The following is a 22077-nucleotide window of genomic DNA, read 5'->3' on the forward strand; positions in this document are numbered from 1 at the left end:
CAGTCTGCGTCGTATCAGAAGTCACTAGGAGAGTGTCAGGTCCGTGCTGATGGTTTCCCAGAGGGCGTCGAACCACTTCTGGGATTCGTCCACGAACGCGGCGTCGCGCTGTCCGGCCTGCCGTACGAAGGAGAAGAGCAGGGACTTGGAGCCCAGGGCGTCGTACATCTCCAGGGTCTGGCTCTCGTACTCCTCCTGTCGTTCGGTCAGGACGTAGTAGCCGATCAGGGCTTCGTCGCCGTTGAGGAGGTAGAGCTTGACCGGGGGTGTGAAGGGGAGGGCGCGGAAGCTGACCTGGACGTCGATGCCGACCGTGGAGCGGATGGCCTGGAGGTTGTGGCGCAGCACCTGGGCCTGGGCGTTGCGCATCGCCAGCCAGCGGTCATGGACCGGGTCGTCCGCGCCGCGGCCCTCCACCAGCACGGGAAAGGCAAGGTTGATGTCGCGTGAGGGCAGCAGCAGCCGTACGTCGATCGACTCGGGGCGGATCTTGCCCTCGTGGATGAGGCGCAGGGGTTCGCCGAGGGCCAGCATCAGGGTCTCGGAGGTGTGGCATACGACGTCCACGCGGACGTGGGGTGCCGCGAAGGCCTCGGTCAGGCGGGGGGCCAGGCTGACCATGGTCGGCTGGGGGGCGCCCCGTGTGGGCGTCGGCAGCGCGATCCGTGGCGGGCTTCCCTTGCTGACGTTGGTCAGCAGGCCGTCCTCCTGGAGCGCGCGCAGGGCCTGGCGTACGGTGCCTCGCTCGACGCCGAACTCCTCGGCCAGCTCGGCCTGGGTGGGCAGGCGGTCGCCCGCCTTGAGGTCTCCGACGCGGATGCGTTCCCGCAGGATGTCGGCGATCTCCTGGGGCGAGAGTCTCCTGCTGCCGTTCACTGCCACGTTCTCCTGGGTCACGACCAAAACGCTACAACTCGCATCCATCTAGTGGGAGTTGTTTGTGACTTGTTTCAAGGTAGTCGCCAAGTGGGGATAAGTTAGTCAGAGTTGGCAAGTGGTTGGTTGAGTTGGCGGAAGTAATCCTTCCATCCCCGGAAGTCCGAAGGAGGAAACACCGATGCCCGTCCTCGCACTCCTCTCCGCCGTCTTCGTCGTCGGCGTCGAACAGACCCTCCAGTGGAAGTACGGTGCCACCGGCATCATCGGCCTGCTGCTGCTCACCATAGGCATCAAGGCCAAGAGCCCGGCCGTCAGCTCGATAGGAGCGGTCGTCCTCGCGGTCCTCGTCTCCGGACCCGCCCTGTGAGTAGATATGAAAACGCAGGTCAAACGATGTGGGGGATGATCAGCTCGTGAGCACCAGCTCCGAACTGATCGTCTCCCACAGCGCGTTGAACCACACATGCGACTGCTCCACGAACGTCATGTCCCGCAGCCCCGCGCCCTGCTCGAAGGCGAACAGCATCGACTGGATGCCCGGGGCGTCGTACATCTCCAGATGCTGCTGCCCGATCTCCACCTCGCGCCGGCTGAGCGTGTAGTAAGCGAAGAGCGCCTCCGTGCTGTTGAGCAGATACAGCTTCACCGGCGGCGTGAACGGCAGCGCGCGAAAGGTGACCTGCACATCGATGCCGTGCGTGGAGCGCAGCGCCAGCAGATTGTGCCGGAGCACCTGCCCCTGGGCGTTGCGCTGGGCGAGCCACCTGCGGCGCAGCTGCTCGTCGGCGTCGTCGGCCGAGTCCTCCACCGACGTCGGGAAGGCGAGCGGGATGTCACGGCTGGGCAGCAGGACACGGACGTCGACCTTGGCCGGTTTCAGCTGCCCGGCGTGGATCTGGCGGAGCGGTTCACCGATGGCGAGTGTGAGGGAGACCGAGGTGAGGCAGAGGGCGTCGATCTCGACGTGCGGATGCGCGAAGGCGGAGGCGATACGCGGGCCGAGGGTCACCGTGGTGGGGGCCGGCGGGGCTCCCGGGCCGGTCAGCGCCTTGGCAAGGTCGGGGGCCACGGTCGCCGGGGCGCCCTTGGACACATTGGTGAGCAGATGCTCGGACTGCAGGATGCGCAGCGCCTGCCGTACGGCGCCGCGCTCGACGCCGAACTCGTCGGCCAGCCTGGCCTGCGTGGGCATGCGCTGGCCAGGCCGCAACTCGCCCGAGGTGATCCGGGCGCGCAGCTCGTCGGCTACCTCGCGATGTGACTTCTGTGGCCCCTGTTGCCGCTGTGGCCTCTTCCGTCCATTGACGGAGGCGTGTTTCGGCTCCACGACCAAACATTACAACTTCCCGCCATCTTTGGGCAGTTCCTGGGATGGTGGTTATAAGACGCTTCCAAGCGGTCATAAGTACAGTGAAGTTGGTCGCCAACTTAAGCAACATGGTCAAACTTTAGGAGGGTTGGCCATGCCGCTCGTCTACCTCGCCGTCGCCGCGCTCGTCATTGGATTCGAACAGCTCATCCAGTGGAAGTACGGGCCGATGGGCATCATCGCGTTCCTCGCGCTGACCATCGGCATCAAGGCAAAAAACACCATGATCGGCGGCATCGGCGCGGTGATCCTCGTCATGCTGCTAGCCCACTAGGCCACCAGGTTCGGCTGGCCGGGCTCCCTTCCGGAGGGGAGCCGGGAGCCCGACCAGTCAGCACAGCCACAACTGAACACCGACAACTCAACATCGCTCCGCACAGCCACAACTGAACAGCTCGCTACGGATGAGCAGAACAGTCAGAACAGTCGGATCAGTCGTCGAGGGAAGGGAGAGCTCAGAAGACGTCCGGGCACCACGGTCGCCGGGACGTACGCAGCAGGGCGTCGGCCACCACGGCGGCGCCCGCTCGTTCTTCCCGGACCCGTCCCAGCGCGGCCAGTCGTACGGCGGACTCGTCGCCCAGCCAGAGCGTGGCCAGGTCGGCGATGTCCAGGGTGAGTTCGGCGGTGGCCGTGGTGGGCGTACAGGACGCCGACCCGTCCGCCGCCGCCTCCAGCCGGAACCGCCCGCCGGCCAGCCCCGCCCCGTCCACGACCTCCAGCACCAGCGTGCCCGCGCGGTCGTACGTACGCGCCTCCAGAGCCCGTACGACATCCAGGATCCGCACCCACAGCCAGTCCGCCTGCGAGGTGATCCCGGCCGCTCGTGGATCGGGGAGGAAGAACGGCAGCAGGTCGTCCGGGGCCCGCCAGCCGCACTTCACCGTCATGATCCAGTCGATCGAGCACAGGTAGCGCCACAGGTTGCGTTCGGCGGCCGGGGTCGTGGTGTTCAGCCAGTTCACGGTCGCCGTGTTGAGGGGCTGCTTCTTGCCGTCGCTCCAGTGGTCGTCCGCCGTGTACGACACCAGCCCCTCGACGTGGCCGTCCGCCGAGCGGTACACGGCGAAGAACGGCTCCGTCCACGGGGACCTGTCCAGGCGCAGCGCCCCCGTCTGGACCTGCCACCATCTGTCGTCCCGGTCGACGGCACCCGGCTGGGCGCGGCGCACCCGCTCGTACAGCTCCGGGCCGATCTTGCGTACGTCCGCGGGGTCCACGAGGTCGATACGGCCGCCGTCGTCCGGGCCGGACCATCTCGGGTCGAGGCCGGTGCGGGGGACGTCGATGGTCCACTGGGCCGTCCAGGTCGCCGGGCCGAAGCCGTAGCGGCCGTAGATCGGGTACTCGGCGGCGATCAGGGTCGCCACGACGTCGCCGCGGGCCTTCGCCGCCGTGAGGTCGTGGGTCATCATCCGGGTGAGGAGGCCTCTGCGGCGGTGGGTGGGGGTGACGGTGACGTTGGAGATGGCGTCGGCGGGGACGGGGGTGCCTCCCACCGCTGTGAGCTCCTGGGCGAAGGAGCGGAACGTGGCGACGCAGCGGCCGGTGTCGAAGGCGGCGAGGGTGCGGGTGGGGTCGATGTACGACGCGCGGTCCGCGATCTCCGTCTCGGTGACGTCGGGGGTGCGCAGGAAGCCGGTGTTCAGGGCCCGGATCCAGTCGGGGATGTCGGCCACCGTGATGGGGCGGACGTCGATATGGGGTTCGGGGCGGGTCATGGGGCCACGGTAGGTGGGGGTGCGTGGGGGTGTCGCCGCATTTTCCTCGCCCCCGCCGCCCCTACCCGTCCCATCCCGGGGGCTGCGTCCCCGGCCCCCCGCTGCCGGCCCTGAACGGGCCTTGTCCTCAAACGCCGGACGGGCTGAAAGATGCCGACCGGCGCCGAGGGGTGCTACGTCAGCAGATCGTCCACCTGCGCCTCCCCCTCCCGGTACCGTCGCGTGATCTCCGCGCTGCATTCGTCGGCCGTCCGCTGGAGGCGTTGGCGGCGGCCCGAGACCTCGTGTTCGTAGCGGACCAGTCGGCCCATCGCCGTGGTCAGTTCGGTGTCCGTGCGGGCGGTCAGGTCGGAGAGTTCGACCTCGGCGAGCATGTCGGCCGCCAGGCGTCGGTACTCCTCGCTCTGCGGCGTGCCCAGCGTGACATGGCGCGCGGAGGAGCGATGGCGGGCGGGGGCGTCGGTGAGGATCTCCGGGAGGCGGTCCACCACCGATGCCGCGCCCGCGGGAGAGCGGCGGGCGAGTTCCGCCCGCAGGATGTCGATCCGGCCCTGCAGCAGTCGCCGTACATAACTCAGGTCCGCCTCGTCGCGCTGCGCGTCCCGCCGCAGGGTGCGCAGTTCGGGCAGACTGAGCACGGTCAGGTCCTGCTCGGGCGGTGCCACGGGCAGCCGGGCGTGCGGACCCGGGCCCGGATCCTCGGCGGTGCGCTGTGTGGGCGGCCTGAGGCCGGCCGGCTGGCCCGCCTGTGTCAACACGGCAGCCCCAGGAGGCTGCTCGGTACTCGGTGTGCTCATGTGCCTCTACCGTCCCCTCGACCGGCGTGTGGGAGCATCGTGCCATCCCAAAGGGCAACTATGTGACCGAGCACCCATGAACAGCCCCAGATGGGGGGTTAAGGATCCAAAAAGAAACCCTCCCCGTACACGGCATGATGACGGTATGCGAGCTGTGGTGCAGAGAGTGGACGGCGCGAGCGTCGTCGTCGAAGGTCGGACCGTCGGGCAGATCGACGGTGAGGGGCTGTGTGTCCTCGTGGGCGTCACCCATGAGGACACCAAGGAGAAGGCGGCCCAACTCGCGCGCAAACTCTGGTCGATCCGGATGCTCGACGATGAGAAGTCGTGCAGCGACATCGACGCCCCGCTGCTCGTCATCAGCCAGTTCACGCTGTACGGCGATGCGCGGAAGGGACGCCGGCCCACCTGGAACGCCGCCGCCCCCGGCGATGTCGCCGAACCGCTCGTCGACGAGGTCGTCGCTCAGCTGCGTGCGCTGGGCGCGACCGTGGCGACGGGCCGGTTCGGCGCCAAGATGCGGGTCAACCTGACGAACGACGGCCCCTTCACCGTCCTCATCGACCTCTAGAGCGACCGAGCTCCTACGGCTCGACCACGACCTCCTGCGCCGCCGCCGTCTCCCCTGCCACCAGCCGCGCGTCCACCGCCACGTTCCGCTTCACCAGTGCCAGGGCCACCGGGCCCAGCTCGTGGTGGCGTACGGAGGTGGTGATGAAGCCGATCTTGCGGCCGTCGGGGCCCTCGTCGGCGAGGTGGATCTCGGTGCCGTGCGGCGGGAGGTGGACCTCGCTGCCGTCCAGGTGGAGGAAGACCAGGCGGCGCGGGGGCTTGCCGAGGTTCTGGACGCGGGCGACCGTCTCCTGGCCCCGGTAGCAGCCCTTCTGCAGATGCACCGCGGTGCCGATCCAGCCCAGCTCGTGCGGGATGGTGCGGTGGTCGGTCTCGAAGCCGAGGCGCGGGCGGTGATGCTCGACGCGCAGGGCCTCGTAGGCGAGGATTCCGGCCGGGGGGCCGGCCGCCGCCTTCTCCGCGTAGGACTCCAGGTCGGCGCGGGGGAGGAAGAGGTCTCGGCCGTAGGGCGTCTCGCGTACGACGACGCCCTCCGGTACCTCCGCGATCGACCCGGCGGGCAGGTGTACGACCGCGAAATCGGCGGTGCTGTCCGCGACTTCGACCCGGTAGAAGAACTTCATCGACTCCAGGTACGCGATCAGCGACTCCTGGGTGCCGGGCTCCACATGGATCCAGACGGTCGTGCCGTCGTCGACCAGATACAGCGCGTGCTCGACATGGCCGTGCGCGGAGAGTACCAGCGCCTCGGTGGCCTCGCCCGTCGGCAGGTCGCTGACGTGCTGGGTGAGCAGGAGGTGCAGCCAGCTCAGCCGGTCGTCGCCGGTGACCGTGACGACTCCGCGATGGGACAGGTCGACGAAACCGGTGCCGTCGGCCAGGGCGCGCTGCTCGCGGAACAGATCGCCGTAGTGCGCGGCGACACCTTCGTCCACGCCCTCGGCGGGCACGGCACCGGGCAGGGTCAGCAGGGGGCTCTTCATATGCCTAAGCCTACGACTCGGTAGTTGAACTCTTCAGGGAGCAGTCCCGGCATCTGCCGAAGATCGCGAAGTGCTTCATGTCGGTCTCGAAGCCGAACTCGCGGCGCAGCTTCGCGGTGAACTCAGCGGCGACCGACACATCGGCCTCGATCACGTTCTGGCAGTCCCGGCAGACCAGGTGGATGTGGTGGTGGCGGTCGGCGAGGTGGTACGTCGGCGCGCCGTGCCCCAGGTGGGCGTGGCTGACCAGACCGAGCTCCTCCAGGAGCTCCAGGGTCCGGTACACCGTGGAAATGTTGACCCCCGACGCCGTCTTCCGCACTTCCACGAGGATGTCGTCGGGGGTCGCGTGCTCAAGGGTGTCCACGGCTTCGAGCACGAGTTGCCGCTGCGGCGTCAGCCGGTAGCCGCGCTGCCTGAGGTCGCTCTTCCAGTCGGTGCTCACCACACCGACGAGTGTAGGACTACTTGAAGAAGGCGATGCCGTCGTCCGGCATGTCGTCGGGGAGGGCCTTGGCCCAGCGCTCGACGTCCTCCGGGGTGACGACCCTCTTCAGGTGCGCCGACATGTAGGGGCGCAGCTCGACCTCGGGGGTCTGCTTCTCGCCGACCCACATCAGGTCGCTCTTGACGTAGCCGTAGAGGCGCTTGCCTCCGGTGTACGGGCCGGAAGCGGCCGTACGCGCCACCGCGTCCGTCACCAGGTCGATCTGGGGCTTCTTGTCGGCCATCTCGCCGTACCAGATCTCGACGACGCCGTCGTCGCGGACCATCGTGACCTCGACCTTGCGGTCGGCGTCGATGCGCCAGAAGCCGTGCTCGGACTCCAGGGGACGGACCTTGTTCCCGTCGTTGTCCAGGACCCAGGTGTGGGACTGGTACTCCAGGAAGTCACGGCCGTCGTGGCCGAAGGTGACCTCCTGTCCGAAGTTGCACTTCTCGGAGCCGGGGAAGTCGTGCACGCCCGCGCCGGCCCAGTTGCCGAGCAGGAAGGCGAGCGGGACGAGGTCCTTGTGGAGGTCGGACGGGATCTCGATCATGAGAGGTGAATTCCTGGATCTGTGGTCAGCGCTGGCCCTGGTACAGCTTCTTCACGGTCAGCCCGGCGAAGGCGAGGACGCCGACGCAGACCAGGACCAGCAGGGCTTCGAAGAAGATCTCCACGGGGTGCTCCTCGATTGAGCGGAGGTTGTGCGCTACGTACACAGGGCCGGCCCCCAGCTTACGCGGCCGGGGACCGGCCCTCCCTGTGAGGTACGCCCTCGCGGGGTCAGCCCAGCAGCTGGCTCTGCAAGGTCACCGTCTGGCGGAACGGTACGGCCTTCGCGGTGCCCTTCCGTGACTGCACGACCACGCCGAGGACGTCACCGGCGGGCAGATACGCCTGCCGCACATGCTCGGCGCCGTACGGCTTCACCTCGTCGTAGGCGTAGCGGGCGAACTCGCCCGGCCAGGGCAGCTCGGCGAAGTCGTGGTCCATGGCCGAGATCTCGGTGCCGCGCACCTTGTAGCCGGGGCCGCTGAACGGGGCCACGTCGTCGACCAGCTCGGCCACGACGGCCGAGGTGTCGAAGTGGAGCAGGTAGATCCGGGTGTGGGTGCCGTCCTCGGTTCTCCAGCCGCGGGCCGCGATGTGGCGCAGCCCGTTGTCCACGAGCAGCTGCCGGATCTCGGCGCGCTCGTCCTTGTCGGCGAACTCCGCCAGGAAGTCCTTCGTCTCCAGCCAGCCGTCCGTACCGCGCAGCGGCTTGTCGTCCACGGCCCCCTCGGGCGCCGGCAGCACGAGGGCCCGCAGATCGGCGTAGTGCGCCTCGGCCTTGTTCGCCTCGGCGAAGGGCTGCGGGCTGCCGGACGGCAACGGCGGCTTACTGAGCGTCGGGTACGCCCACCGCCCGTCCGACTCGGTCGCCAGTCCCGGTACGTCCGTCCGCTCCATCCCCGCGATCCCGTACGCGGTGCCCGTCCCGACCGCCGCACAGACGACGACGGCCGCGGTCCAGCGCAGGACGGCACGCAGGACGCGGCGGTCCTTGGCGGGGGCGGGCGAGGGTGCCGTTTCCGGGGCCGGTGGTGCCGCCTCCGGGGCCGGGGGTACGGCCGGGGGCTCGGGCGTCAGCTGCGGTATCTCGGTCATACGGCTTCTCCCGGCTCGGCGATGCGGTCGAGCTGGGTGCTCAGGAGCGTCGCGACTGCCTTGCTGTCGAGTGGTCGGACGCCGTCCGCGGAGACGCTGACCAGGACCTCTCCCGCGTATCCGAGGCACGACATGCTGTCGAGTTCCGCGCTGAACGCCTTGGGCGCGAGGAAGCACTTGGCGTCCTTGTGGCCCTTGACCTTGGGACCCTTGCGGAAGATCTCCATGGCCCCGAGGAAACCGTTCTGCAGGTTCGCCATGTCGCGAGCCGCCGCCGTGCTGTCCAGCCGGCTGAGCACGATGCTCACGCCGTAGACGCCGTCGCCGTCGCCGTCGTTGAGCCCGCCGCCACTGCCGCTGAAGTAGCTGCGCATCGCCACGCCCTTGACGCGAAACCGGTCCATCCGCTTCTCCAGCTCCCGGCGCTGCGAACGGGGCAGCTCACGCAGCGACTCCCGCTGCAGGGCCGCCGCCTCGGCCTCACTGAGCTCCCGGTCCGAGCCGAACTCGGCGATGTCCGGACCCTTGGTCCAGTCGCCGGTGTCGTACGGCACGAGCATCCCGGCCAGGCCGTCGGCGCTCGGCGCCTTCTCATCGGCGGGCTTGTCCGCCGGGAACTTCCACACCGGCGCCCCCGCGTCCCGATCGGCGTCCCGCACGGTGACGACGGTGTATCCGGTGCCGGCCACGAGCGCGCCGACCACCAGGACGGCGCCGGCGACGGCGGCGATACGACCGCGACGACGCGGGCGCTTCTCGCTCACGGCCGGGGTCTCGCTGAGGGGCGCGGACCCGGTCCCGGTCTCGCCCTCGCTCATGGGCTGTTCCTCGCTCACAGCCGCTCCATCTGCCGTTGGGCCAGACCCATGATCGTCTTCTTGCTGATCTTCCGGTCGCCGGAGATGAAGATCTCCAGGACGATGTCGCCGCGCCACGCGAACGCCTGCGCCGTGTGCACCGGCAGATAGCCGGGCTCGGTGTAGGGGTCCTTGTAGACGTAGGCCCTGCCGCCCCCGGTGCCGGGGACGAGCCAGTTGTCGTTCTCCTCGAAGTCGGCGAAGTACTGGCCGGTCCGCATCCGCTGGGCGGCCCCGGCGGTGTCCTCCTGCCGGAACTGGACCAGCCGGATCTCCACCGACAGGTCGTTCTCCTCCCAGGCGACGACGGCCGCGCGCCGGAACTCCGACTCGGTGGCCTCACGGAAGGCACCGTCCGGGCGCTCGAAGGTCTCGGAGTAGGCGGCGACGTCCATCCAGCCGTCCTCGGAGGTCGTCAGTGCGGCCGTCCTGGCGCCGCGCGGCTTCTTCAGCAGCAGCTCGCGCAGGTCGCCGTCGGTGCGCACCCGCCGGTCCTGCGCGGCAGACAGCGGCTCGGGCGCCTCGCCCTTGGCCTGCGTCAGCTTCGGCTGGGAGAGCGGGGGCAGCTTCGTGGGCTCGCGGTCGGCCTGGACGAGATAGCCGACACAGGTCCCGGCGACCAGTCCGAGCACTACGGCCCCGGCGATCAGCGCCACCGTCCGCCCGCGCCTTCTGGCCTCGGGTGTCATGGCCTCGGGCGTTATGGCCTCGGGTCTTATGGGTTCAGGTTCTTCCAAGACGTCCCCCCACGGAACGTGAAGTGCGCATTCCGTATGCGCGCGCACAGGAGACCCATGGGTGACGCACGGGGTTGTGGGGATCTTGATTACGATTCGGCCATGGCGAAGAAGCTGGTGATCAAGGTGACGGCGGGGGCCGATGCCCCCGAACGCTGCTCACAGGCCTTCACGGTCGCGGCGGTGGCCGTGGCCAGCGGGGTCGACGTCTCCGTATGGCTGACCGGCGAGTCCGCGTGGTTCGCGCTGCCGGGCCGGGCGGCCGAGTTCGAACTCCCGCACGCGGCCCCGCTCCCCGACCTGATCGACTCCGTCCTCGCGGCCGGCCGCCTCACCCTGTGCACCCAGTGCGCGGCCCGCCGGGACATCACGGAGAAGGACGTCATCGAAGGCGTACGCATCGCGGGCGCGCAGGTCTTCGTGCAGGAGGCGATGGCGGACGAGACGCAGGCGCTCATCTACTGAGACGACCGAGCCGACTGGGAATCCTGGGATGCCTCGGTCCACAGGCAGAAGGGATGCCCGGCGGGGTCGAACAGCACACGTACGTCGTCCTGCGGCTGGTATTCGGCGAGCGTGGCACCCTCGGCCACGGCACGTGCGGTCTCGCTCTCCAGGTCGTCGACCTCGATGTCCAGGTGGAGCATCATCTGCTGCTCGCCGGGCTTCCTGGTGGGCCAGACCGGCCGGGTGTACCCGGGTTCGGTCTCGAAGGCCAGGGCCAGGCCCTCCGTACCGGGCGGCGGGCCGATGAGCAGCCAGTCGGGCTCCTCGGCACGCACCTGGTAGCCGAGCAGCTTCAGGTAGAACCCGGCGAGTTCATGGGCATCGTGCGCGTCCAGCACCACGGTGGACAGCCTTGTGGGCGACATGCGCGTCTTCTACCGCGGCCGTTTCTTGCCGTCCAGCTCGTCCCACCACTCGTCGGACTTCGGGTCCCCGGAGGGGTCGTCCCACCAGCGGTCCTCCGGCCCCCGTCGGTTGGCGACCATCGCGGCGAGCGGGGGGATGACCATGGCGACCAGGCACATGGCCACGGCGGCCGGGATCGACCACAGGCGCACGACGCCCCAGGCCAGGACGAAGAGGGCGATGCAGGTCCCCATCATGGCGAAGTACACGTGCCGTCGCCGTGCGTACATACATCCAGGGTAGGTCCGGATATGCCGAAGGGCCGTACCCCGGGGCGTCCAACCCATGGGATACGGCCCTTCAGGAACCGAGCGGTGTCAGACCGCGATCGCGACCTCGGCGAGGCCGCCCTGCTGCGCGACGACCTTGCGCTCGGCGGTGGCACCGGGGACCAGGGCGCGGACGGTCCAGGTGCCCTCCGCCGCGTAGAAGCGGAACTGGCCCGTGGCGGAGGTGGGGACCTCAGCGGTGAACTCGCCGGTCGAGTCCAGCAGTCGGACGTAGCCGACGACGGGCTCGCCGTCCTTGGTCACCTGGCCCTGGATGGTGGTCTCACCGGGCTTGATCGTCGAGGCGTCGGGGCCGCCGGCCTTCGCTCCACACATGTCTTTCTCCAGATTCAGAGGGGTCTGACCGGAAGGAAGGCCGGTCGGGGTGAGGGGTTTTCGGGACTTACTTGTTGGCGCCGAGCTCGATCGGGACGCCGACGAGGCTGCCGTACTCGGTCCAGGAGCCGTCGTAGTTCTTGACGTTCTCCACGCCGAGCAGCTCGTGCAGCACGAACCAGGTGAGGGCCGAGCGCTCACCGATACGGCAGTAGGCGATGGTGTCCTTCGCCAGGTCGACCTGCTCCTCGGCGTAGAGCTCCTTGAGCTCGTCGTCCGACTTGAAGGTGCCGTCGTCGTTGGCGTTCTTGGACCACGGGATGTTGCGGGCGCTCGGGACGTGGCCCGGGCGCTGCGACTGCTCCTGCGGCAGGTGCGCCGGGGCGAGCAGCTTGCCGGAGAACTCGTCGGGCGACCGCACGTCGACCAGGTTCTGCGAACCGATGGCGGCGACCACGTCGTCACGGAAGGCACGGATGGCGGTGTTCTGCGGCTTGGCCTTGTAGGTGGTCTCGGTGCGCTCCGGGACCTCCTCGACCAGCTCGCGGGCGTCCAGCTCCCACTTCTTGCGGCCGCCGTCGAGAAGCTTGACGTTCTCGTGGCCGTAGAGCTTGAAGTACCAGTAGGCGTAGGACGCGAACCAGTTGTTGTTGCCGCCGTAGAGGATCACCAGCGTGTCGTTGGCGATGCCCTTCGCCGACAGGAGCTTCTCGAAGCCCTCCTGGTCGATGAAGTCGCGGCGGACCGGGTCCTGGAGGTCCTTGGTCCAGTCGATGCGGATCGCGTTCCTGATGTGGTTCTTCTCGTAGGCGGACGTGTCTTCGTCCACCTCCACGATCGCGATGTCGGCGTTGTCCAGGTTGTCCTGGACCCAGTCGGCGTCGACGAGGACGTCGCTGCGGCTCATGCTCTTTCTCCTCCGGGGCAGTTGCGGCGGGGCGTGCGAGTGCGAGGGGGTGCGCGGCGCTCGGACCGAGACGGCGCACCTGTGCCCTGGTCAGGGCGGGGGGAAACGCAGAAGTCGGAGCTTCCGCTCAGAAGGGGCGACAGAGCATGGCGGCAACGCGGCACAGGTCGACTGCCCGCCGCTTCGTGAGATCCGCCTGTCGCTTCATGCCGTCGATCGTAGGGACGGACAGGCAGGCGTGTCACCGGTGTGTCGCATTCTGAGACACGATCGTCCGGAATGTGGGATCGGAGACGTCTGCGCGCCACCGCCGCACGGCTTTCGACCGGATGCGGCGCGCATCACAGCTACGGTACGGACGACACCGTCTCGCCCATTGGACACGCTACGTCCATGTCCATCGCCCGACGCCGTACTACCCGGCGAGGCGGACGTTCGAACCCTTCACCGTGATCTCGACGCCGTCCTTGGCCGCCTGGACCTTGTCGAGCTGGATGCCGCCGGGCAGGCCGTCGATCTTCTGCTCGAAGTCGGTGATCGCGCGGGCGCGGCTCTCGGCGATGGTGGTGCCGCCGAAGCTGGGCAGGGTGTCGGCCTTCACGCGCACGGTGTCGCCCTGGGCGGTGACGGAGCTGAGGACGGTGACCGGCTCGGGCAGCTTGGTGCCGAGGACGGTGGCCTCGACGGCGACCTTGATCTTGCCGTTGCCGCCATCGGAGAGGCCGACGACACTCGCGGTGACACCGGGGGCGACCTGGGTCGGCTCGGACTTGGCCGTCTTCAGCAGCTCGGCGTAGGAGACGGACGCGGTGCCGGTGGCGGTGGCCGCGGTGGCGGAGCTGTAGTCGCCGGAGAACTCGACGCCCTGCATGTTCGCCTTGAGGTCGTCGATCCGGATCGACTTGCCGTCGGTGCCGGTGGCCTCGAAGCCCGTCATGCCGACCTCGACGTCGTCCAGCGCGCCGCTCGCGACCTGGGTGAGGAAGGGGAAGCCCTTGATGGACACGTCCGGGGTCTCGGCGAGGTTCTCGCGCGTCTGCAGCTTCCCGGCGACCTCGTCCTCGGCGAATCCGACGGCCAGCCGGTCGGCCAGCACGAAGAGGCCGCCCAGGACTATGACGACTATGAGAAATATCCGCAGGGCGCGCATGTTGTGGTGTTCCCCCACCTGAAACGGTCACTGACGACCGGGTGGCCGTCCAGCGCGAGCGTAACCCTGGCCGGGGCGGTGACCGGGGGTTTGTGGATCATCTGTGACAGGAAGGCGGGCGATCGAGCCCGAGCAGTTCCTCGCCCCCGCCGCCCCTACCCGTCCCATCCTTCTGGGGCTCCGCCCCAGACCCCGCTCCTCAAACTCCCCCAGAGGGGGCACCCCCAAGGGGCTGAATTTCAGCGGGGGCGCAGAAGGCCCCTGCCTCACGCCAGTGCCCGCCCCAGCACATACACAACCGGCGCCGCGGCCGCCAGCGGCAACGCCACGCCCGCTGTGAAGTGGACGAAGCGCGACGGGTAGTCGTAGCTCGCCACGCGGTGGCCGATGAGCGCGCAGACCGCCGCACCCCCGCCCAGCAGCGCCCCGCCCGAACCCACGTCGGTGATCGCCCCGGCCACCGCCCCCGCACCCACGCCCGCCACCAGCGCGGCCACCGCGGAGGCCACCGTAGGCAGCGGCAGCGCGCGCACCACGACCGCGACGGCGACCGCCACCGCGCCCACGGTCACCGCGTCCGCCTCCGCCGCGAGATACCCGGCGGCGACGATCGCCAGCGCCGCCGAGACGACGGTCGCCATCAGGCCGTACATCCGCTCGTCCGGATCGGCGTGCGACCGCAGCTGGAGCACCAGGGTCAGCAGCACCCACACGCCCAGCGTGCCGAGGATCGCCGCCGGCGCCCCGTCGGCGACGAGCAGCGCCACGTCCGCCGTCAGCGCCCCGGCGAAGGCCAGCGCGATGCCCTGCCGGGCGGGCCACATGCCGTTCAGCCGGAACCAGCCCGCCGCCGTCACCGCCTGCAGCACCACCAGCGGCACGAGCAGGGCGTACGACCCGATGGCCGCCGCCCCCGCGAGCAGCAGCCCCAGCAGCGCCGTGAGCCCGGCGGGCTGCAGCCCCGGCTCGATGATCGGGGAACGTCCCTCCAGGCGGGCACGCTGGGCGTCGGTGACACGGGAGTTGCCGGCGACCGTGGCGGGGCCGTAGGACGGCTCGTCCTCGTCGGGCGCCGGGCCGGCCGGGGCCGTGTGCGGAGGCGACTGGGCCTGCGGTGCGCCGCCCCAACCCTCGCCCTGATGCTCCTGATAGCCCTGATACCCCTGGTACGACACCGGCGTCTGCACCTGCGTCTCCCAGGTCTGCCCCTGCCACTGCTGCGTGTACTGCTGCTGGCCGGCCTGCTGATCGTCGTACGCCTGCTGCTGCGCGGGCCACCCCTGCGGCGCCGGCTGCTGCGCCTGCTGCTGGTACGGGTCGTACCCGTCGTGCCCCTGATACGGCTGGTTGCTCATCTCACCCTCCTGCGAACGGCGGGAGCACCTCGACCGTGCCGCCGTCGGCCAGCCGTACCGTCTCATGTTCGCGGGTGCCCACGGGGTCACCGTCGATGAGGAACGAGCATCGCTGCAGGACGCGCGTCAGTTCCCCGGGGTGTCGCGCACGCGCCGCGGCGAGCGCCTCGGCGAGCGTGTCCGCGTCGTGGGGCTCCTCGGCGACCCCGGCGGCGGCCTTCGCGGCGGCCCAGTAGCGCACCGTGACCTTTGCCATCTGGTTCCTCAATCGATCGATCGACGTGGGCCCAGGCTAGCCCGCCAGGACCGCCCGGCCGGCCGCCCAGTCCCCGATGCGGGCCAGCAGCGGGTCGGCGGCGGCGTGCTCGGCGTGCCCCATGCCGGGCTCCAGCCAGAGTTCGCCGTGGTCACCGGCCGCGGCGGCCAGCATCCGGGGGTGGTCGAGGGGGAAGTAGCCGTCCAGCTCGCCGTGCACGATCAGCAGCGGGGTGGGCGCGATCCGCGGCACGGCCTCCACCGGGGACATCGGCACCGGGTCCCAGCCGCCGTGATGGATCCGGGTCCGGAATCCATAGCGGCCGACCAGACGCCCCTCGGGCCGGGTCACCAGCCAGTGCACCCGGCGCATGGGGGGCGTGCCCCGGTAGTACCAGCGCGCGGGCGCGCTGACCGACACCACGGCGTCCGTACCCGACGCGGGCTCCTCGCCGTACAGCGCCGCGTGCCGCAGCACCACCGAGCCGCCCATGGAGAAGCCGATGGTCGCCACGCGCGTGTGCCCGAGCTCACGGGCCCAGCGCACCGCGGCCGCCAGGTCCAGCACCTCGCGGTCGCCGACCGTGGAGCGTCCGCCGGACGCGCCGTGCCCGCGGAAGGAGAAGGTGATGACGGGGGCATGCGGGGTCAGGGCCTCCACCACCCGTCGCACATGCGGCTTGTCCACATCGCCCGTGAAGCCGTGGGCCACGACGAACACCAGGTCATCGGCAGATGGACGGGAGGCGTCGTATACGACCGTGCCCGGGTCGTATACGGAATCGATCGCGATCCCGTCGTCGGTGGTCAGAATCGTCCGCAAAGATGTGCGTCTGGTCGTCTCAGAGTTCGGACGAACCGTCGATCGTGCCACATGACCTGCCGTGCGAGCGCCCATGTCGGCTATTCTGCTGGACAGAGGACTCGGGCAGCGTAGCCCCCGGGTCCTTTTGTGCTTTCGGAAGCGTTGTATACGAAGCGGGAAACTCCAGGTGACCGCGGGTGTACGAGGCCCCGGGATCGCAGAGCAGGTGACGTACCACACGCGTCCTCGCAGGGACCGAGGAGGAACCAGACGTATGAGTTCACTGCTGCTCCTGACCAATGCCCTCCAGCCGTCGACGGAGGTGCTCCCGGCACTCGGCCTGCTGCTGCACAACGTGCGCGTGGCACCGGCGGAAGGACCCGCCCTCGTCGACACCCCGGGCGCCGACGTCATCCTCATCGACGGCCGGCGCGATCTGCCCCAGGTGCGCAGCCTGTGTCAGCTCCTCCGGTCGACGGGACCCGGCTGTCCGCTGGTCCTCGTCGTGACGGAGGGCGGCCTCGCCGCCGTCACCGCCGACTGGGGCATCGACGACGTACTCCTCGACACCGCCGGTCCGGCGGAGGTCGAGGCGCGGCTGCGGCTCGCCATGGGCCGCCAGCAGATCGTCAGCGACGACTCCCCCATGGAGATCCGCAACGGCGACCTGTCGGTGGACGAGGCGACCTACAGCGCGAAACTCAAGGGCCGGGTCCTGGACCTGACCTTCAAGGAGTTCGAGCTCCTCAAATACCTCGCCCAGCACCCCGGCCGCGTCTTCACGCGCGCGCAGCTCCTCCAGGAGGTCTGGGGCTACGACTACTTCGGCGGCACCCGAACGGTCGACGTGCACGTACGGCGACTGCGCGCGAAGCTCGGGCCCGAGCACGAGTCCCTCATCGGCACCGTCCGGAACGTCGGTTATCGATTCGTTACGCCGGAGAAGGTCGACCGCGCAGCCGAAGAAGCCAAGGCCAAGGCTGACCGGGCAAAGTCGGCGGATGCGGACGAGACGGCCGCCCTGGACGACGCCGAGGTCCGTGCCGACGCCTAGCGGGCGCTCGGGCGGGGCACCTGGGCCGTCACTTTCGCCCATGAGGGTGGCGGCCGGGCGGCAAGGGACCTCCTTCACGCCCTGCCCAGAGCGGGTCCATCCGCGTAGACTCCGCGCGTGGCCAAGGTGACTCGCGATGACGTGGCGCGGCTGGCAGGGACTTCCACTGCCGTCGTCAGTTACGTCATCAACAACGGACCCCGGCCGGTCGCCCCGGCCACGCGCGAGCGCGTTCTCGCCGCGATCAAGGAGCTGGGCTACCGGCCCGACCGGGTCGCCCAGGCGATGGCCTCGCGGCGCACGGACCTCATAGGCCTGATCGTCCCGGACGCACGCCAGCCCTTCTTCGGGGAGATGGCGCACGCGGTCGAGTGGGCCGCCGCCGAGCGCGGAAAAATGGTCCTCGTCGGCAACTCCGACTACGTGGGCGAGCGCGAGGTCCACTATCTGCGGGCGTTCCTCGGGATGCGCGTCTCCGGACTCATCCTCGTCTCGCACGCCCTGAACGACCTGGCCGCCGCCGAGATCGAGGCGTGGGACGCCCGGGTCGTCCTGCTCCACGAGCGGCCCGAGGCCATCGACGACGTCGCCGTCGTCACCGACGACCTGGGCGGCGCCCAGCTCGCCGTACGGCATCTGCTGGAGCACGGCTACGAGTACGTCGCCTGTGTCGGCGGCATCGCGGAGACCCCGACCGTCGGTGACCCGGTCTCCGACCACGTCGAGGGCTGGCGGCGCGCGATGGCCGAGGCGCGGATCCCCACCGAGGGGCGGCTCTTCGAGGCGCCGTACAACCGCTACGACGCGTATCGCATAGCGCTCGACATTCTCGCCGGGCCGCAGCGGCCGCCCGCGATCTTCTGCTCCACGGACGACCAGGCCATCGGTGTACTGCGGGCCGCGCGCGAGCTGCGGATCGATGTGCCGGGGGAGCTGGCCGTCGCCGGATTCGACGACATCAAGGAGGCGGCGCTGGCGGACCCGCCGCTGACGACCATCGCGTCGGACCGCTCGGCGATGGCTCGGGCGGCGGTGGACCTGGTGCTGGACGACGGGCTGCGGGTCGCCGGGTCGCGTCGGGAGCGGTTGAAGGTGTTTCCGTCGCGGCTTGTCGTCCGACGGTCGTGCGGGTGCGCCTAATAGCCCGAGGGGCTGTGTCGTCTTGCGGCTTTCGGTCGTTTGTGGCTGGTCGCGCCCACGCGGCGGAGCCGCATATTGATACGGCCCCGCGCCCCTAGCGGCGCACTGTCTGAACGTTTTCTGAGAACGTACCGCTCGCCCCGCAGAAGCCTCCTTACAACGGGCATACGGGCTTCTGCCGGGCTTCTCAGCCGGCACTCAGCAAGCTCTCATGGTCGGGCGACATGCTCATTTCCATGACCGAGAGCTTCCGCCGCAGCGGCGAGTACGAGGACCCGTACCAGCAGCAAGCTTCCTCCGTGAACCCGGAGTGGCCGCCCCCGCTGGCGTACCAGCCGCCGGCCGCCCCCACCGCTCTCCTCACCGAGCCGGTCGCCCAGCCCCGCAGGGCCAGGCGCGGCCGCGGCCCCGTCGCCCTCCTCGCCGCCGTCGCGATAGTCGCCGCGGCGATCGGCGGCGGCACGGCGTACGGCATCCAGGAGCTGACCGGCAACGACACCGTCGCCTCCTCCAGCTCCACCAGCACCAATGTCGTCCCCTCCAGCCAGAAGGGCACGGTGTCCGGGGTCGCCAAGGCGGTCAGCCCGAGCATCGTCGAGATCAACGCCCAGTCCAACGCCGGTTCCTCCACCGGCTCCGGCGTGATCATCACCAGTGACGGCGAGATCATCACCAACAACCACGTCGTCTCCGGCGCCTCGACGGTCAAGGTGACGACCAGCGACGGCAAGTCGTACACCGCCGATGTCGTCGGCACCGACAGCAGCAAGGACCTCGCGCTCATCAAGCTGCAGAACGCCTCCGGCCTCACGGCGGCCACCCTCGGCGACTCCGACGGGGTCCAGGTCGGCGACGAGGTCGTGGCGATCGGCTCCCCCGAGGGCCTGACCGGCACGGTCACCAGCGGCATCGTGTCCGCCCTGAACCGTGACGTGACGGTCTCGACGGACGAGGGCCAGCAGCAACAGCAGGGTGGGGGCGGGTGGCCCTTCGAGTTCGGCGGTCAACAGTTCAACGGCGACCCCGGCTCGTCCACCACGACGTACAAGGCGCTCCAGACCGACGCCTCCCTGAACCCCGGCAACTCCGGCGGCGCGCTGATCGACATGAACGGCAACATCATCGGCATCAACTCGGCGATGTACTCGGCCGCGGGCTCGGGTTCCTCCGACGCGGGCAGCGTGGGCCTCGGCTTCGCCATCCCGATCAACACCGTCAAGGCCGACCTGGCGAAGCTGCGCGACGGCTCGCAGAGCTGACGTCGCGGAACTGAAGGAGTACGCCATGATCACGCAGGTAGAGCATGCGTCAGCGGCCGGTGGTGCCGCCGACATCACCCTGGCCCTGGCGGTCGCCGGTGCCCTGCACGCCCCGACGGCCCCGTCCCGGGCCCCGGAGCTGGCGACCGCGGGACGCCGCACCTCCGCGGCCCGCAGCCGTCGCCGCCGTACCGTACGGGGCTGAGGACGTGCGACGCTGAAAAGCGCAGTCCAGCCCTCCTGCCCTTCTCTTCAAGGATCCGAGCCCATGAGCCCCGCCGATGGCGACCGTGACCCCCAGCGCATCCTGATCGTCGACGACGAGCCCGCCGTGCGTGAAGCACTCCAGCGCAGCCTCGCCTTCGAGGGGTACGACACGGAGGTCGCGGTCGACGGCGCGGACGCGTTGGAGAAGGCGACCGCCTACCGACCCGACCTCCTGGTCCTCGACATCCAGATGCCCCGCATGGACGGCCTCACCGCCGCCCGCCGTATCCGCGGCGCGGGCGACACGACCCCGATCCTCATGCTGACGGCCCGCGACACGGTCGGCGACCGCGTGACCGGGCTGGACGCGGGCGCCGACGACTACCTCGTCAAGCCCTTCGAACTGGACGAACTCTTCGCACGCGTACGGGCGTTGCTGCGCCGCAGCTCGTACGCGGCGACCGGATCGGGGCCGGTGGACGACGACGAGGCGCTGACCTTCGCCGACCTGCGCATGGACCTCGCGACGCGGGAGGTCACGCGGGGTGGGCGGCCGGTGGAGCTGACCCGTACGGAGTTCACGCTGCTGGAGATGTTCATGGCGCACCCACGCCAGGTGCTGACGCGTGAGCAGATCCTCAAGGCGGTGTGGGGCTTCGACTTCGAGCCGTCGTCGAACTCGCTGGACGTGTACGTCATGTACCTGCGCCGCAAGACCGAGGCGGGCGGCGAGCCGCGGCTGGTGCACACGGTGCGGGGCGTGGGGTATGTGCTGCGACAGGGCGGGGCCGAGTGAGCAGGGTTATTCGCCGGTTCCGGTCGTTGCCGATCAGGTCGCGGCTGGCGCTGCTGGTGGCGGCGGCGGTGGCGTTCGCGGTGGCGGCGGTTTCGGTGACTTGTTGGTTTCTGGTGCAGGGGAAGTTGTACGAGCAGGTCAACGCCGACCTGCGGAAGATGTCGATGCCGCAGCGGTACAACCAGGTCGCGGCCCTCCTCGACGCCTGTCCGAAGACGGTCCAGTCCGATCAGAACGACGGGACCGACCAGAACGGTGCGGGCGGGCTGCACACGCAGAACACGTACATCCAGCTGGTCAAGGCCGATGGCACGCCCTGCGTCTCCTCGACCTCGGCGGGCACCGTCAAGGTCACCGACGCCGACAAGAACGTGATCAAGCAGGCCGCCGACACCGGCGGGAGCGCCCTCGACGGGATCATCCGCAACGGCACCGACACGGACGGCAATCCCGTACGCGTCTTCACCACACCGCTGCTGGTGAACCAGACCCCGATGAGCCCTGCCCAGCTGTACCCCGACACCGCCCTCGTCGTAGCGGTCCCGCTCAAGAACACCCAGTCCACCCTCAACGACCTCGCCCTGATCCTCCTCCTCGTCTCCGGCGTAGGAGTGATCGGCGCAGGCGCCGCAGGCCTCGCCGTGGCCCGCGCGGGCCTCCGCCCCGTCGACAAACTCACCGAGGCCGTCGAGCATGTCGCCCGCACCGAGGACCTGAACATCCGCATCCCGGTCGAGGACGACAGCGAGGACGAGGTGGCCCGCCTGTCCCGCTCCTTCAACAGCATGACGTCGGCCCTGGCCAGCTCCCGCGAGCTCCAGCAACAACTCATCGCCGACGCCGGCCACGAACTCCGCACCCCCCTCACCTCCCTCCGCACCAACATCGAACTCCTCACCCGCAGCGAGGAAACGGGCCGCCCGATCCCGGAGGCCGACCGCAAGGCCCTCCTCGCCTCGGTGAAGGCCCAGATGACGGAACTGGCTGCCCTGATAGGCGATCTGCAAGAACTGTCCCGCTCGGAAGGCCAGCGCGGCGAACGCGTCCAGGTGATCTCCCTGGAGGACACGGTCGAGTCGGCGCTACGTCGGGCCCGCCTCCGTGGCCCGGAACTGACGATCACGGCGGACATACAGCCCTGGTACGTACGAGCAGAACCGGCAGCGCTGGAGCGCGCGGTGGTCAACATCCTCGACAACGCGGTGAAGTTCAGCCCGGAGGCCGGCACGATCGAGGTCGCCCTCCACGCCGGCGTCCTCACGGTCCGCGACCACGGCCCCGGGATCCCCGCCGACGAACTCCCCTACGTCTTCGACCGCTTCTGGCGTTCGCCGAGTGCAAGGGCGTTGCCGGGTTCGGGGCTGGGCCTGTCGATCGTGGCCCGTACGGTGCAGCAGGCGGGCGGTCAGGTGACGCTGGCGCGGGCGGAGGGCGGCGGCACGGTGGCGACCGTACGACTGCCGGGGGCGCCGACGCCACCGCCGGCGGAGCCGCAGGAGCTCTGACCTCAATTCGGGGTTTGCTCGGCGGAGTTGCTTAACCAAAGCGGCTGGGAATGGAGATCCACTTTCCGGCCGGTTCC

General features: G+C 69.6%; 29 protein-coding genes. 10 read left to right on the forward strand and 19 right to left on the reverse strand.

Annotation, left to right across the window (positions count from 1 at the left end):
* Nucleotides 1-24: 24 nt before the first annotated feature.
* Nucleotides 25-903 (reverse strand): winged helix-turn-helix domain-containing protein, encoded by an 879-nt coding sequence (locus tag IE325_RS41410; RefSeq protein ID WP_229912429.1) that lies wholly within the window; start codon nucleotides 901-903, stop codon nucleotides 25-27.
* 154 nt (nucleotides 904-1057) lie between these two features.
* Here IE325_RS41410 and IE325_RS41415 point away from each other — a divergent pair, with 154 nt between their 5' ends.
* A complete protein-coding gene (locus IE325_RS41415; protein ID WP_148000078.1) occupies nucleotides 1058-1246 on the forward strand; it encodes a hypothetical protein in 189 nt (62 codons plus the stop codon).
* Nucleotides 1247-1285: 39 nt separating this feature from the next.
* On the opposite strand, the gene IE325_RS41420 is transcribed toward IE325_RS41415, so the two are convergent.
* Nucleotides 1286-2212: a winged helix-turn-helix domain-containing protein gene (locus tag IE325_RS41420; protein WP_190075353.1), complete on the reverse strand. Its 927-nt coding sequence runs from the start codon at nucleotides 2210-2212 to the stop codon at nucleotides 1286-1288.
* A 130-nt stretch (nucleotides 2213-2342) separates the two neighbouring features.
* Here IE325_RS41420 and IE325_RS41425 point away from each other — a divergent pair, with 130 nt between their 5' ends.
* On the forward strand, nucleotides 2343-2522 hold the full coding sequence (locus IE325_RS41425; RefSeq protein ID WP_148000080.1) for a hypothetical protein: 180 nt from the start codon (nucleotides 2343-2345) through the stop codon (nucleotides 2520-2522).
* A 181-nt stretch (nucleotides 2523-2703) separates the two neighbouring features.
* Here the strand turns inward: IE325_RS41425 and IE325_RS41430 are convergent, their stop codons facing one another.
* Together IE325_RS41430 and IE325_RS41435 are read right to left on the reverse strand one after the other, a co-directional pair.
* Nucleotides 2704-3969, reverse strand: a complete 1266-nt coding sequence (locus IE325_RS41430; protein WP_190075354.1) for a GNAT family N-acetyltransferase — start codon at nucleotides 3967-3969, stop codon at nucleotides 2704-2706.
* 173 nt (nucleotides 3970-4142) lie between these two features.
* A complete protein-coding gene (locus IE325_RS41435) occupies nucleotides 4143-4766 on the reverse strand; it encodes an RsiG family protein (protein ID WP_190075355.1) in 624 nt (207 codons plus the stop codon).
* A gap of 145 nt (nucleotides 4767-4911) precedes the next feature.
* On the opposite strand from IE325_RS41435, the gene dtd reads away from it, so the two are divergent.
* Entirely contained in the window at nucleotides 4912-5337 is a 426-nt protein-coding gene (dtd, locus tag IE325_RS41440) for a D-aminoacyl-tRNA deacylase (RefSeq protein ID WP_190075356.1), read from the forward strand.
* Nucleotides 5338-5350: 13 nt separating this feature from the next.
* Here the strand turns inward: dtd and ygfZ are convergent, their stop codons facing one another.
* From ygfZ to IE325_RS41470, 6 genes are all read right to left on the reverse strand, one after another.
* Nucleotides 5351-6322 carry a CAF17-like 4Fe-4S cluster assembly/insertion protein YgfZ gene (gene ygfZ / locus IE325_RS41445; protein WP_190075357.1) on the reverse strand — a complete coding sequence of 324 codons (972 nt, stop codon included), beginning with the start codon at nucleotides 6320-6322 and terminating at the stop codon, nucleotides 5351-5353.
* Nucleotides 6323-6332: 10 nt separating this feature from the next.
* Entirely contained in the window at nucleotides 6333-6770 is a 438-nt protein-coding gene (locus IE325_RS41450) for a Fur family transcriptional regulator (protein ID WP_190075358.1), read from the reverse strand.
* Between the two features lie 16 nt (nucleotides 6771-6786).
* The gene (locus tag IE325_RS41455; protein WP_190075359.1) at nucleotides 6787-7362 is read right to left on the reverse strand and encodes a heme-binding beta-barrel domain-containing protein; all 576 of its coding nucleotides are present in this window, start codon (nucleotides 7360-7362) and stop codon (nucleotides 6787-6789) included.
* A gap of 230 nt (nucleotides 7363-7592) precedes the next feature.
* Nucleotides 7593-8456 carry a hypothetical protein gene (locus tag IE325_RS41460; protein WP_190075360.1) on the reverse strand — a complete coding sequence of 288 codons (864 nt, stop codon included), beginning with the start codon at nucleotides 8454-8456 and terminating at the stop codon, nucleotides 7593-7595.
* Nucleotides 8453-9292 (reverse strand): hypothetical protein, encoded by an 840-nt coding sequence (locus IE325_RS41465; protein ID WP_229912431.1) that lies wholly within the window; start codon nucleotides 9290-9292, stop codon nucleotides 8453-8455. Before IE325_RS41465 ends, IE325_RS41460 begins: the two co-directional genes overlap by 4 nt.
* Complete coding sequence (locus tag IE325_RS41470) at nucleotides 9289-10002, reverse strand: hypothetical protein (protein ID WP_229912433.1); 714 nt, start codon at nucleotides 10000-10002, stop codon at nucleotides 9289-9291. The genes IE325_RS41465 and IE325_RS41470 overlap by 4 nt, the downstream gene beginning before the upstream one ends.
* Nucleotides 10003-10152: 150 nt before the next feature.
* Between IE325_RS41470 and IE325_RS41475 the strand changes: the two genes are divergently transcribed.
* The gene (locus tag IE325_RS41475; protein ID WP_190075362.1) at nucleotides 10153-10515 is read left to right on the forward strand and encodes a DsrE family protein; all 363 of its coding nucleotides are present in this window, start codon (nucleotides 10153-10155) and stop codon (nucleotides 10513-10515) included.
* Here the strand turns inward: IE325_RS41475 and IE325_RS41480 are convergent.
* The 9 genes from IE325_RS41480 to IE325_RS41515 form a co-directional block, all read right to left on the reverse strand.
* Entirely contained in the window at nucleotides 10509-10922 is a 414-nt protein-coding gene (locus IE325_RS41480) for a VOC family protein (protein WP_190075363.1), read from the reverse strand. The two genes, IE325_RS41475 and IE325_RS41480, sit on opposite strands and share 7 nt — an antisense overlap.
* A gap of 9 nt (nucleotides 10923-10931) precedes the next feature.
* Nucleotides 10932-11192 carry a DUF3099 domain-containing protein gene (locus IE325_RS41485; protein ID WP_190075364.1) on the reverse strand — a complete coding sequence of 87 codons (261 nt, stop codon included), beginning with the start codon at nucleotides 11190-11192 and terminating at the stop codon, nucleotides 10932-10934.
* Nucleotides 11193-11279: 87 nt separating this feature from the next.
* Nucleotides 11280-11567, reverse strand: a complete 288-nt coding sequence (locus tag IE325_RS41490) for a DUF1416 domain-containing protein (protein ID WP_190075365.1) — start codon at nucleotides 11565-11567, stop codon at nucleotides 11280-11282.
* A gap of 67 nt (nucleotides 11568-11634) precedes the next feature.
* Nucleotides 11635-12474, reverse strand: coding sequence for a sulfurtransferase (locus IE325_RS41495; protein WP_190075366.1), 840 nt, complete (start codon nucleotides 12472-12474; stop codon nucleotides 11635-11637).
* Between the two features lie 127 nt (nucleotides 12475-12601).
* The gene (locus IE325_RS47180) at nucleotides 12602-12682 is read right to left on the reverse strand and encodes an Ms5788A family Cys-rich leader peptide (protein ID WP_350751515.1); all 81 of its coding nucleotides are present in this window, start codon (nucleotides 12680-12682) and stop codon (nucleotides 12602-12604) included.
* 207 nt (nucleotides 12683-12889) lie between these two features.
* Nucleotides 12890-13624: an LmeA family phospholipid-binding protein gene (locus IE325_RS41500; RefSeq protein ID WP_190075367.1), complete on the reverse strand. Its 735-nt coding sequence runs from the start codon at nucleotides 13622-13624 to the stop codon at nucleotides 12890-12892.
* A 266-nt stretch (nucleotides 13625-13890) separates the two neighbouring features.
* Nucleotides 13891-14979: a hypothetical protein gene (locus IE325_RS41505; RefSeq protein WP_190075368.1), complete on the reverse strand. Its 1089-nt coding sequence runs from the start codon at nucleotides 14977-14979 to the stop codon at nucleotides 13891-13893.
* A gap of 1 nt (nucleotide 14980) precedes the next feature.
* Nucleotides 14981-15235, reverse strand: coding sequence for a MoaD/ThiS family protein (locus tag IE325_RS41510; protein WP_190075369.1), 255 nt, complete (start codon nucleotides 15233-15235; stop codon nucleotides 14981-14983).
* A 36-nt stretch (nucleotides 15236-15271) separates the two neighbouring features.
* Nucleotides 15272-16132 (reverse strand): alpha/beta hydrolase, encoded by an 861-nt coding sequence (locus IE325_RS41515; RefSeq protein ID WP_190075370.1) that lies wholly within the window; start codon nucleotides 16130-16132, stop codon nucleotides 15272-15274.
* Between the two features lie 181 nt (nucleotides 16133-16313).
* Here IE325_RS41515 and IE325_RS41520 point away from each other — a divergent pair, with 181 nt between their 5' ends.
* The 6 genes from IE325_RS41520 to IE325_RS41545 all read left to right on the forward strand — a co-directional run bounded on the left by IE325_RS41520 (nucleotide 16314) and on the right by IE325_RS41545 (nucleotide 22000).
* Nucleotides 16314-17093 carry a winged helix-turn-helix transcriptional regulator gene (locus IE325_RS41520; protein WP_190075371.1) on the forward strand — a complete coding sequence of 260 codons (780 nt, stop codon included), beginning with the start codon at nucleotides 16314-16316 and terminating at the stop codon, nucleotides 17091-17093.
* 117 nt (nucleotides 17094-17210) lie between these two features.
* Nucleotides 17211-18233 carry a LacI family DNA-binding transcriptional regulator gene (locus tag IE325_RS41525; RefSeq protein ID WP_190075372.1) on the forward strand — a complete coding sequence of 341 codons (1023 nt, stop codon included), beginning with the start codon at nucleotides 17211-17213 and terminating at the stop codon, nucleotides 18231-18233.
* 236 nt (nucleotides 18234-18469) lie between these two features.
* Nucleotides 18470-19492 (forward strand): S1C family serine protease, encoded by a 1023-nt coding sequence (locus IE325_RS41530; RefSeq protein WP_190075373.1) that lies wholly within the window; start codon nucleotides 18470-18472, stop codon nucleotides 19490-19492.
* Nucleotides 19493-19517: 25 nt separating this feature from the next.
* Nucleotides 19518-19697 carry a hypothetical protein gene (locus tag IE325_RS41535; RefSeq protein WP_190075374.1) on the forward strand — a complete coding sequence of 60 codons (180 nt, stop codon included), beginning with the start codon at nucleotides 19518-19520 and terminating at the stop codon, nucleotides 19695-19697.
* Nucleotides 19698-19760: 63 nt separating this feature from the next.
* Nucleotides 19761-20495 (forward strand): response regulator transcription factor, encoded by a 735-nt coding sequence (locus IE325_RS41540; protein WP_190075375.1) that lies wholly within the window; start codon nucleotides 19761-19763, stop codon nucleotides 20493-20495.
* Nucleotides 20492-22000: a HAMP domain-containing sensor histidine kinase gene (locus tag IE325_RS41545; RefSeq protein WP_190075376.1), complete on the forward strand. Its 1509-nt coding sequence runs from the start codon at nucleotides 20492-20494 to the stop codon at nucleotides 21998-22000. Before IE325_RS41540 ends, IE325_RS41545 begins: the two co-directional genes overlap by 4 nt.
* The last annotated feature ends 77 nt before the right edge of the window (nucleotides 22001-22077 follow it).

The organism is Streptomyces lanatus (genome assembly GCF_014655715.1).
Taxonomy (GTDB): domain Bacteria; phylum Actinomycetota; class Actinomycetes; order Streptomycetales; family Streptomycetaceae; genus Streptomyces; species Streptomyces lanatus.